11 protein-coding genes are annotated in these 9,710 nt (G+C 65.2%); 5 read left to right on the top strand and 6 right to left on the bottom strand.

Annotation, left to right across the window (positions count from 1 at the left end; genetic code table 11):
* The 5 genes from rimK to VFJ08_RS11915 all read right to left on the bottom strand — a co-directional run.
* The coding region (gene rimK / locus VFJ08_RS11935; protein WP_324997438.1) for a 30S ribosomal protein S6--L-glutamate ligase at window positions 1–686 on the bottom strand (686 nt) is incomplete at its 3' end.
* A 102-nt stretch (window positions 687–788) separates the two neighbouring features.
* Entirely contained in the window at window positions 789–1,247 is a 459-nt protein-coding gene (locus VFJ08_RS11930) for an ATP-dependent zinc protease (protein WP_324997437.1), read from the bottom strand.
* A gap of 36 nt (window positions 1,248–1,283) precedes the next feature.
* Complete coding sequence (locus VFJ08_RS11925) at window positions 1,284–2,366, bottom strand: PilT/PilU family type 4a pilus ATPase (protein WP_324997436.1); 1,083 nt, start codon at window positions 2,364–2,366, stop codon at window positions 1,284–1,286.
* Window positions 2,356–3,576 carry a PilT/PilU family type 4a pilus ATPase gene (locus tag VFJ08_RS11920; protein WP_324997435.1) on the bottom strand — a complete coding sequence of 407 codons (1,221 nt, stop codon included), beginning with the start codon at window positions 3,574–3,576 and terminating at the stop codon, window positions 2,356–2,358. The genes VFJ08_RS11925 and VFJ08_RS11920 overlap by 11 nt, the downstream gene beginning before the upstream one ends.
* Window positions 3,577–3,605: 29 nt before the next feature.
* Window positions 3,606–4,640, bottom strand: coding sequence for a type IV pilus twitching motility protein PilT (locus VFJ08_RS11915; protein WP_324997434.1), 1,035 nt, complete (start codon window positions 4,638–4,640; stop codon window positions 3,606–3,608).
* A 100-nt stretch (window positions 4,641–4,740) separates the two neighbouring features.
* On the opposite strand from VFJ08_RS11915, the gene VFJ08_RS11910 reads away from it, so the two are divergent.
* The 4 genes from VFJ08_RS11910 (at window position 4,741) to moaCB (ending at window position 7,940) form a co-directional block, all read left to right on the top strand.
* Window positions 4,741–5,460 (top strand): YggS family pyridoxal phosphate-dependent enzyme, encoded by a 720-nt coding sequence (locus VFJ08_RS11910; protein ID WP_324997433.1) that lies wholly within the window; start codon window positions 4,741–4,743, stop codon window positions 5,458–5,460.
* 68 nt (window positions 5,461–5,528) lie between these two features.
* A complete protein-coding gene (rpiA, locus tag VFJ08_RS11905) occupies window positions 5,529–6,197 on the top strand; it encodes a ribose-5-phosphate isomerase RpiA (RefSeq protein ID WP_349257001.1) in 669 nt (222 codons plus the stop codon).
* A gap of 88 nt (window positions 6,198–6,285) precedes the next feature.
* Entirely contained in the window at window positions 6,286–7,017 is a 732-nt protein-coding gene (locus VFJ08_RS11900) for a molybdenum cofactor biosynthesis protein (protein ID WP_324997432.1), read from the top strand.
* Complete coding sequence (gene moaCB / locus VFJ08_RS11895) at window positions 7,014–7,940, top strand: bifunctional molybdenum cofactor biosynthesis protein MoaC/MoaB (RefSeq protein ID WP_324997431.1); 927 nt, start codon at window positions 7,014–7,016, stop codon at window positions 7,938–7,940. The genes VFJ08_RS11900 and moaCB overlap by 4 nt, the downstream gene beginning before the upstream one ends.
* Window positions 7,941–8,030: 90 nt before the next feature.
* On the opposite strand, the gene VFJ08_RS11890 is transcribed toward moaCB, so the two are convergent.
* The gene (locus VFJ08_RS11890) at window positions 8,031–8,786 is read right to left on the bottom strand and encodes a DeoR/GlpR family DNA-binding transcription regulator (RefSeq protein ID WP_324997430.1); all 756 of its coding nucleotides are present in this window, start codon (window positions 8,784–8,786) and stop codon (window positions 8,031–8,033) included.
* Window positions 8,787–8,877: 91 nt separating this feature from the next.
* On the opposite strand from VFJ08_RS11890, the gene VFJ08_RS11885 reads away from it, so the two are divergent.
* A partial coding sequence (locus tag VFJ08_RS11885) for an MFS transporter (RefSeq protein ID WP_324997429.1) occupies window positions 8,878–9,710 on the top strand: 833 nt, incomplete at its 3' end.

Genomic DNA, 9,710 nt, shown 5'->3' with positions numbered 1-9,710 from the left:
TCTTCCGGCGTGATCTTGATCACGCTGGCCGAGCCGCCACGATGCAGATTGGAACGGAACTCACCCTCCTTGCCCTGGCGCTTCATGGACGCGACTACCTTGTCGCCGATCACGAAGCAGCGGATATCCGCACCCTTGGCTTCCTTGACGTATTCCTGAACCAGGAAATGCGCGTCCAGCCCGCGAAAGGCATCGATCACGGACTCGGCCGCGCCGCGGGTCTCGGTGAGCACCACGCCCTTGCCCTGGGTGCCTTCGGTGAGCTTGATTACATACGCATTGCCGCCGACCAGATCGAGCAGGTCGTCGGTGTCGTCCGGCGAATGCGCGAAGCCGGTCACCGGCAGACCAATGCCCTTGCGCGAAAGCAACTGCATGGAGCGCAGCTTGTCGCGGGATCTGGAGATCGCCACCGATTCGTTGAGCGGATAGACGCCGATCATTTCGAACTGCCGCAAAACGGCGGTGGCGTAGAACGTGATCGAAGCACCGATACGCGGAATGATCGCGTCGATGCCCTCGAGCTTCTTGCCCTTGTAATGAATCTCGGGGGCGTGCGGCACGATGTTCATGTAGCAGCGCAGCGGATCGACCACCATCACCTCGTGGTCGCGCCCCTTGGCCGCCTCGATCAGCCGGCGGGTGGAATACAGGTTCTTGTTGCGGGACATGATGGCGATTTGCATGGTCAACCTCGGCGTCGAAGACTCGTGCGCGGGCCCGGCGCACCGGGGGCTGGATCGGACGATCGGCCGCCGCAGTGCGACGGTCGCCGGCTTGAACGACCGCTACGCCCAGGGCGGCCGGCCGGAGACAAACGAGGCGGTCGGATCCACGCACAGCGCCGACATCGCGGTGCGCCCGACGAGCATCCGGAACAGCATTGTATCGCGCGCCGTCAACGTGATCTCGACCGGCCAACGCCGGCCCGAGATCATCAGATCGGTCGCGATAACATGGCGCCATTCGCGATGACCGCCGGAATCGCGCACGTTGCGTTCGTCCACGATCGGCGCTTGGCACCAAACGATGTGCTCGGTACTGCCTTGATACGGATGAACACCGAATCGCGCGATCCGCTCGCCGTGTTCCCGGCCGGTTTCGAGCGAGAAGGTGTGCAGCGCCGATGTTCTCGCGCCAGTGTCGATCTTGGCCTTGATCCAGTCAATGCCCAGATCGGGCAGGCTCGCCCATTCGCGCCAACCCACCACGGTTTTCGCTTGCGCCGCGTTATCGGTTTGGTCCATATCGAATCACTTGTAGAAGCGAGCCGGCCTGATGGATCAGTGGTTTGCGAATACCAGCCGGCTTTGAAGATTGTCCCGCGAATCGGCTTGGTCGAGCGCTTCTTCGACCGCGACCCGTTTAGCCCGGACCTGCGCCAACAGCGAGTCGTCGAAGGTCATCGCGCCGCTCGCCGGGTCGGCATCGGCCAGCGCCTCGGCCACTTTTTCGATCCGCCCCTTGAGAATCAGATCGGCGATATAGGCTGTATTGACCAGGATTTCGTAGACCGCCACGCGCTCGCCCTCGCGTCCGGTCACCAGCCGTTGCGAAACGATCGCGCGCAGATTAAGCGACAGATCCATGTACAGCGACTGGCGTTTGGACTCCGGAAACAACGACACCAGCCGTTGCAGGCATTGATAGGCGTTCGCGGCGTGCATGGTTGCCATCGTCAGATGGCCGCTGCTGGCGAGTTGGAGACAGGCATCGGCGGTATCCAGGCCGCGGATCTCGCCTACCTGTACCACGTCCGGCGCTTCGCGCATCGCCGAACGCAGCGCCCGCGCGAAGCTACGGGTGTCGGCGCCGAGCTCGCGCTGGTTGACGATCGAGCGCTTGTGACGATGCATGAACTCGATCGGGTCCTCGATCGTGAGAATATGCCCGGCCGCGTTCTCGTTACGGTGGTTGATCATCGCGCCCAGCGTGGTGGACTTGCCCGAGCCGGTGGCGCCGACCACCAGTACCAGGCCACGCTTGTACATCGCCAGCCGCTTGAGCACGTCCGGCATATCGAAACCGTCGATGGTCGGCACGCTGCCGATGTTGCGCAGCACCATCGCCACCGAACCGCGCTGACGGAACACGTTGGCGCGGAAGCGCCCGATCGTGCCGAATCGGAACGCGAAGTCGAGCTCGCCCTCGACCTCGAATTCGGCCTGCTGGGCCTCGCTCATGAGCGACCTGGCGAGCTTTTCGATATAGGCCGGCGTCAGCCGCTGCTCGGCCGCCGCGCGGATCGGGTAGACCTGGCCGCTGATCCGCAGCGTAACCGCCGCGTGCGCGGTGAAATAAATGTCCGAGGCCCGCTTGTCGATCGCGAGCTGCAGATAGGCCTCGACACGCGGATTATCGTCCATGCTGCGCATCCGGTCCATAGCGCGTATCCGGTCCATGCTGTGCATCCGGATCGCTGTCCGGCGACGTGTCCTCGTGCTCGGCGATGGTCAGAGAGCGCACTTCCGGGTCCATCGACAGATTCTGCTGTGCGCGGGCGCTGTTGAGCTTGATGTTCAGCCGCAGCTCGTTCTGCGAATCGGCGTTGCGCAGCGCCTCCGCGAAATCGATGACGCCGTCCTCGAACAGCTGAAACAGGTGCTGATCGAACGTCTGCATGCCCTGCTCGGTACCGCGCGTCATAGCCTGGCGCAGTTCGGCCACTTTGCCCTTGAAGATCATATCGGTCACCAGCGGCGTGTTCAGCAGCACCTCCACCGCCGCCGCCCGGCCGGCGCCGACTTTGCGCACCAGACGCTGCGAGATGATCGCGCGCATATTGAGCGACAGATCCATAAGCACCTGTTCGCGCTTGGCCTCGTCGAAGAAATTGATCACCCGGTCGAGCGCCTGATTGGCGTTGTTCGCATGCAGTGTGCACAACACCAGATGCCCGGTCTCGGCGAAGTTGAGCGCGTACTCCATGGTCTCGCGCGAGCGCACCTCGCCGACCAGGATCACGTTGGGCGCCTGGCGCAGCGTGTTCTTCAGCGCGTTTTCCCAGGACTGCGTGTCCACGCCCACCTCGCGCTGGGTGACGATCGAAGCGCGATGCGGGTGCACAAACTCGATCGGGTCCTCGATGGTGATGATATGCCCGGCCTGGTTGGCGTTGCGATAACCGAGCATGGCCGCCAGCGAGGTGGATTTGCCCGAACCGGTCGCACCGACGAAGATCACCAGCCCGCGCTCGGCCATGACCACGTCCTTGAGAACCGGCGGCAGGCCGAGATCGTCGAACTCGGGAATTTCGGTATTGATCACGCGCAGCACCGCGCCCACACGCCCCTGCTGGACGAAAGCCGAAACGCGAAAACGGCCCGACGCCGGGGCGATGGCGAACTGCGCCTCCTTGAACTCGTCGAACTCGCGCGCTTGGCGGTCGTTCATGATCGAGCGCGTCATCAACGCCGACTGCTCCTCGGTGAGCGGGCGCTCCATGAGCGGCGTGAGCTGGCCGTCTTTCTTGATCGCGGGCGCGAAGCCGGCGGTGATGAACAGGTCCGAGCCCCCTTCGGCAATCAGCCGCTCGAGCAGCACGGTCACGAGCTTGGTGGCTTGGGCACGATCCATAATCGATTACAGCCGGTTCATGGCGAAGTTTAGATCGAATCCTGATTGGCCGCCTTACGGGCCGCCTCATCGCGCTCGACCACACCACGCTGGACCAGCCGCGCCAGGCATTGATCTAGCGTTTGCATGCCGGCTTGCTGGCCGGTTTGCATCGCCGAATACATTTGCGCGATCTTGCCCTCGCGGATGAGGTTACGGATCGCCGGCGTGCCCATCATAATCTCGTGGGCCGCCAGCCGACCGCCCGACTTCTTCTTGAGCAGGGTCTGCGAGATCACCGCGCGCAGCGACTCGGACAACATCGAGCGCACCATATCCTTCTCTCCGCCGGGAAACACGTCGATGATGCGATCGATGGTCTTGGCCGCCGACGAGGTATGCAGCGTGCCAAAGACCAGATGCCCGGTCTCGGCCGCGGTCAGCGCCAGCCGGATCGTTTCCAGATCGCGCAGCTCGCCGACCAGGATGGTATCGGGGTCCTCGCGCAGCGCACTGCGCAGTGCGGCGCTGAACGAATAGGTGTCGCGGGAGACTTCGCGCTGATTAATCAAACATTTGCGCGAACTATGCACGAACTCGATCGGATCCTCGACGGTCAGGATATGGCCCAGTTCGGTATCATTCTTGTGATTGACCATCGCCGCCAGCGTGGTGGATTTGCCCGAACCGGTCGGCCCGGTCACCAGCACCAGCCCACGCGGCAACGACGCGATCTCGCGAAAAACCGGCGGCGCCTCCAGATCCTCGAGCGATAGCACCTCGGAAGGAATGGTGCGAAACACCGCCGCCGCGCCGCGATTTTGGTTGAATGCGTTAACGCGGAATCGTGCCAGGCCGTTGATCTCGAAAGAGAAGTCCGTTTCCAGATGCTCGTCGAAATCGCGCCGCTGGCGATCGGTCATGATGTCGTGGATGAGATCGAAGACTTCCTTGTCTTCCATCGGCGGCAAATTGATGCGGCGAACGTCGCCATCGACGCGAATCATCGGCGGCAGGTCCGCCGACAGATGCAGATCGGAGGCGCCCTGCTTCACCGAGAACGCCAACAGCTGCGAAATATTCATGCCATCACTCCCGAAAATCGCGGGCGCGCTGCCCGCTCGCGCCCCGCGAACACGTTATCCTACCCAATATCGGCAGATGCCCGTCGTACTGGAGATTAAAATGCCCCAAATCGCAGACCCGGCGCGTGCAAACGCCGTCGATGTTGCCGCCCGGCTGGCCGATGTGCGGCGCCGGATCGACGATGCGGCGGCGCGTTTTAATCGTGAGCCCGGCGATATTCATCTGGTCGCGATCAGCAAGACCAAGCCGGCGGCACAGGTGGCGGCCGCCTACGACGCGGGACAAACCGATTTCGGCGAGAACTATCTTCAGGACGCGCTGGCCAAGATCGAGACGTTGGCCGATCGCGGCATCGCCTGGCATTTTGTCGGCGATATTCAGTCCAACAAGACCCGCGATATCGCGGCCTGTTTCGCTTGGGCGCATGCGGTCGACCGGTTCAAGATCGCGCGTCGGCTGTCCGAACAGCGGCCCGAAAATGCCGCGCCGCTCAACGTCTGCATCCAGGTGAATATCGATGCCCAAGCGAGCAAGTCCGGCCTCGCGCCCGAAGAGGTCGCCGGACTCGCGGACCGGATGGCCGAGCTGCCGGGTATCCGCCTGCGCGGGCTGATGGCCATTCCGGCGTTCAGCGCGGAATTCGAACTCCAGCGCCGGCCCTTCGCCGCGCTACGCGAACTGCGCGACCAACTCAACCAAGCCGGCCACGCGCTCGACACGCTATCGATGGGCATGAGCGCGGATATCGAAGCCGCGATCGCGGAAGGCGCGACGCATGTACGCGTGGGGACCGCCATCTTCGGCGCCCGCGACAGCTAGTTCTCAGGTAGTTATCAGGGGCTGTTGCCGGCTACACTGCCCCGGCGTCACACGAGCCGATCAGCGATATGAATACCCAAGAGCAAGCCAAGCGCGCCGCGGCCGAGGCCGCCTACGAGTTTCTCGTCGAGGACGACTATATCGGGATCGGCACCGGCTCGACGGTCAACCACTTCATCGATGTGATGGCCGAGCGCAAACCCTCGGTCCGGGCCTGCGTATCCAGCTCCGAGGCGAGCAGCGCGAAGCTGAAAAAAGCCGGGTTCGAGGTCGAGGAATTGAACGATACCGGCAATTTGCCGGTTTATTTCGACGGCGCGGACGAGGTCAACCGGCACTTCGAACTGATCAAGGGCGGCGGCGGCGCGCTCACGCGCGAAAAGATCATCGCCAGCGTATCGCGACGCTTCGTGTGCATGGTCGATGCCTCCAAGCATGTGGACCCGCTCGGCAAATTTCCGCTCCCGGTGGAGGTGATCGAGATGGGCCGCAGCGCGGTCGCCCGCCAGTTGGTCAAGCTCGGCGGCTCGCCGGAACTACGCCCGAACGTACGAACCGACAATGGCAATCCGGTGCTCGATGTCTACAACCTCGACCTGTCCAATGCCATCGCCATGGAAGATGCGATCAACGCCATCCCCGGCGTGGTCACGGTCGGCCTGTTCGCGCGGCGTCCGGCCGACGTGCTGGTGACGGCCGGCGACAACGGCGTGGAAACACGGAGCCGCCGGCGCTGAGCGCATTCGGGCCGCGCCGAGCCCCAGATACCATTTAGCGAGCGCCAATTGCCGGCGGCGCGAAGCCGTAATCACAGGACATACCGCTATGGCCGAAACCATCGATGTCGCCCTCGAATGCCACGGCGCGCTGACCGAATACATGGGTGGCGATACGGTCGAACTGGCGCTCGCCGCGCCCTACACGATCGATCACCTGCTGGACCGGGCGCGAACGCGCTGGCCGGATGCCGCCGCGCTGCTGTCGCGGACCGCCTGCGCCCGCGGCGATCTGCTTCTGCCGCCGACCGCCGAGGTCGTCGACGGCGACCGCATCGCCCTGATTCCGCCGGTTTCGGGCGGCGCGCCCGAAGCGGACAGCGCGGCCCATCTAACCGACACGCCGCTGGAACTGGACGCGCTAATGGCCGAGACCGAGGACGCGCGCTGCGGTGCGCTGGTGGTCTTCGGCGGCACCGTGCGTCTGGCCAACGCCGGCGGCGAAGTGGTATCGATGGATTATTCCGCCTACGGGCCGCTGGCCGCCCGGACCCTGGCCGATATCGAACGCGAAACGATCGATGCATTCGATATCCAGGCTTGCCGCTTGCAGCACCGCACCGGCCGGCTCGGCCTCGGCGACGTGAGCGTCTATGTGGTGGTGCGCGCGGTGCATCGGGCGCCGGCCTTCGAGGCCGCACGGCACGCGCTCGAAGAACTCAAGGCCCGGGTGGCGATATGGAAGAACGAATACTATAGCGACGGCACCCGGGCCTATCTTGAAGGCACCGAGGTGCCCCACCCCGAACGCCCGCGCAACGACCCGGAAAACCCATCGTGAAAAACGTTGGCATGAAGCCCGACAGCTTGCGCTCGGCGGTCGCCGCGGCGCGTTTTTATGCGCCGCCCTACTGCCTGCGGCGCGTGGCCGCGCGCGATACCGAAAAAGGCGACCCGCAGGCCTCGGCGCGCATCGCCGGCATCCTCGCCGCCAAGCGCACCGACGAACTGCTGCCGCTGTGTCATCCGCTGCCGATTCATGCCGCCGAGGTGCATTTCGCCGTCGAGCCCGACCACGTCGCGATCGAGGCCGAGGTGCATACGATCGGCCCCACCGGCGTTGAAATGGAAGCGTTGACCGCCGCCAGCATGGCCGCGCTCACGCTTTACGACATGCTCAAGCCCTACGCCGAACCCGAGGCGTTGCGCATCGACGACATCCACCTGGTCGAGAAACAGGGCGGCAAGAGCCACTACACCCGCCGGCTCAAGAGCGCATTGCCGGCCACGGTGCTGATGGTCTCCACCCCGGTCGCCGACGGCAACAAGCGCGACACCGCCGGGCGCGCCGTGGTCGACGGGCTGATCGAGGCCGGGTTCGACCCCATCGACTACCGTGTGCTACCCGACGATCCCGACCCGGTCGGCGCGGCCGTCGATCAAGCCGTAGCCGGCGCCGTATCGCTGATCGTCACCGTGGGGGGTACGGGTATCGGGCCGAAAGACAAGGTCGTCGAAACCGTGGAACCCCGGCTGACCACGCCCATGCCCGGCCTGATGGAGGCCGCGCGCGCCTTCGGTCAGCGGCGCACGCCCCATGCGGCGCTCTCGCGCGGCGTGTCCGGCTTCATCGGCAACAGCCTGACGCTGACCTTCCCCGGCAGCTCGGCCGGCGCCGAGGAAACCCTGGCCGCCCTGTTGCCGAGCATGATTCATGTGCTCGAAATCCATCGGCGATTCAGCGCCGACGCCCAATCCGACTGATCTCATTTGTAAGATTCGGCGCCTGTTTCTCTGAACGAACCGCATCTGCGTTTATCTGTGTAAATCTGCGGATAAATACAGTAGTCCGCCTCAAACTTGCATGATCGAGACGCCGGCCGCGCGATAGGCGCTGCGCTGGGTCGAGCGTAACCGGGCATCGGTGACCAACCGGTTCAGGGCGCCGATCGGCGCCAGCACGCAGGCGAACGAAGTCTCGATCTTTTCCGCCCCGGCCAGGGCGATCACTTCGCCCGCTTGCTCGATCATCGCCCGCTTCGCCGCCCGCTCGTCGGGCGACGGCAGCGTCAGGCCGATGCGGGAATGCACCGCGCAGACCCCGAGCAGGGCCAGATCGGCCCGAAAACCACGCAGAAAATCCACCGCCTCGGCGCCTGTTGATACGGCGAGTTGCCGGTCGATACGGCCGCCGGCCAGCCACACCTCGATGCCGGGGTGCTCGATCAGCGCGCCGGCGATCGGCGGCGCATGGGTCACGATCGTTGCCCGCAGATCGCGCGGCAGCCGCTCGGCCACCGCCAGCAGCGTCGTGCCGCCATCCATGAACACCAGTTGGCCGTCGCGGATCAGGCCGCCGGCGGCCGCGGCGATCGCCGCCTTGCCGGGCTGGCCGGATTCCAGCCGGGCCGCATAGGCGGCCGGCACCGGCGGCCGCGGCACCGCGCCCCCGTGAATCCGCTGCAGCGCACCGCGGGCCGACAGCTCGCGCAGGTCGCGGCGGATCGAGTCTTCGGACACCGCCAGCTCACGAGCCAACTCGGCCGAGCCGATCCGTCCGTCGCGCGCCAGGCGCTCGATCAGGACCCGATGTCGCTCGACTTTCAGCATCCGCGCTCCCGCTGTCGTTTTGTCACTACGTTTGCACGAATGCGTAATAACATGCAATAACGTGCAGCTCTATTCGTTAACCCATTGCCCCATGTCGTCACGAATCGAGCGACGATCCCGGACCGGCTTCACCGGCGCGACCGCGGCCGTCGGCCTGGCCTTCCTGCTGACCGGCGCGGCAATGGCGAGTTGGTTCGCGCGCGTGCCGACGGTCAAGGCCGGTTTCGGGCTCGGCGACGGCGCGATGGGCGCTCTGCTGGCCTGCGTGGCGGTCGGTTCGCTGATCGCCATGCCGCTGGCCGGTACGATGATGGCGCGCCTGGGCGGCCGGCCGGTGCTGGCGATCGCCGAGGCCCTGCTGTGCGCCGCGCTCGTGCTACCCGCACTGGCGCCGAATCCGGCCGCTCTGGGCATCGCCCTGACCCTGTTGGGCGCCGGCCACGGCCTACTCGACGTGACCATGAATGCCCAGGCCTCCGCACTCGAGCAGGCCGCCGAGCGGGCGCTCATGCCGATGCTGCATGCCCTGTTTTCCATCGGCGGCTTCGCCGGGGCCATGCTCGGGGCGCTGTTCGCGCACGTCGGCGTGTCGGTCGCGGTGCATCTGGGCCTGGTCGCGCTGTTGTTCGCGGTTCTTGCGGTGCCGGCGTATCGGTTCGTGCCGCATATCCACGCGCCGGGCGGGCTGGCCCCGAGCGAAACCGCGGCCCCGGTGTTGGCCTGGCCGGGCCGCGGCCTGGCGGCATTGGCGGTGATCTCCTTCTGCGCGCTCATGGCCGAGGGCGTGATCAACGACTGGAGCGCGATCTTTCTCGCCCAGACGCTGAATGCCGGACCAGGCTTCGCACCGCTCGGCTATGCCGTGTTTTCCGTCACGATGATCATCGGCCGGTTGGCCGGCGGCCCGCTGACCCATCATATCCG

This window comes from Salinisphaera sp. (genome assembly GCF_035690525.1).
Classification (GTDB): Bacteria; Pseudomonadota; Gammaproteobacteria; order Nevskiales; family Salinisphaeraceae; genus Salinisphaera.
This window is presented reverse-complemented; position numbering and strand designations above follow the sequence as displayed.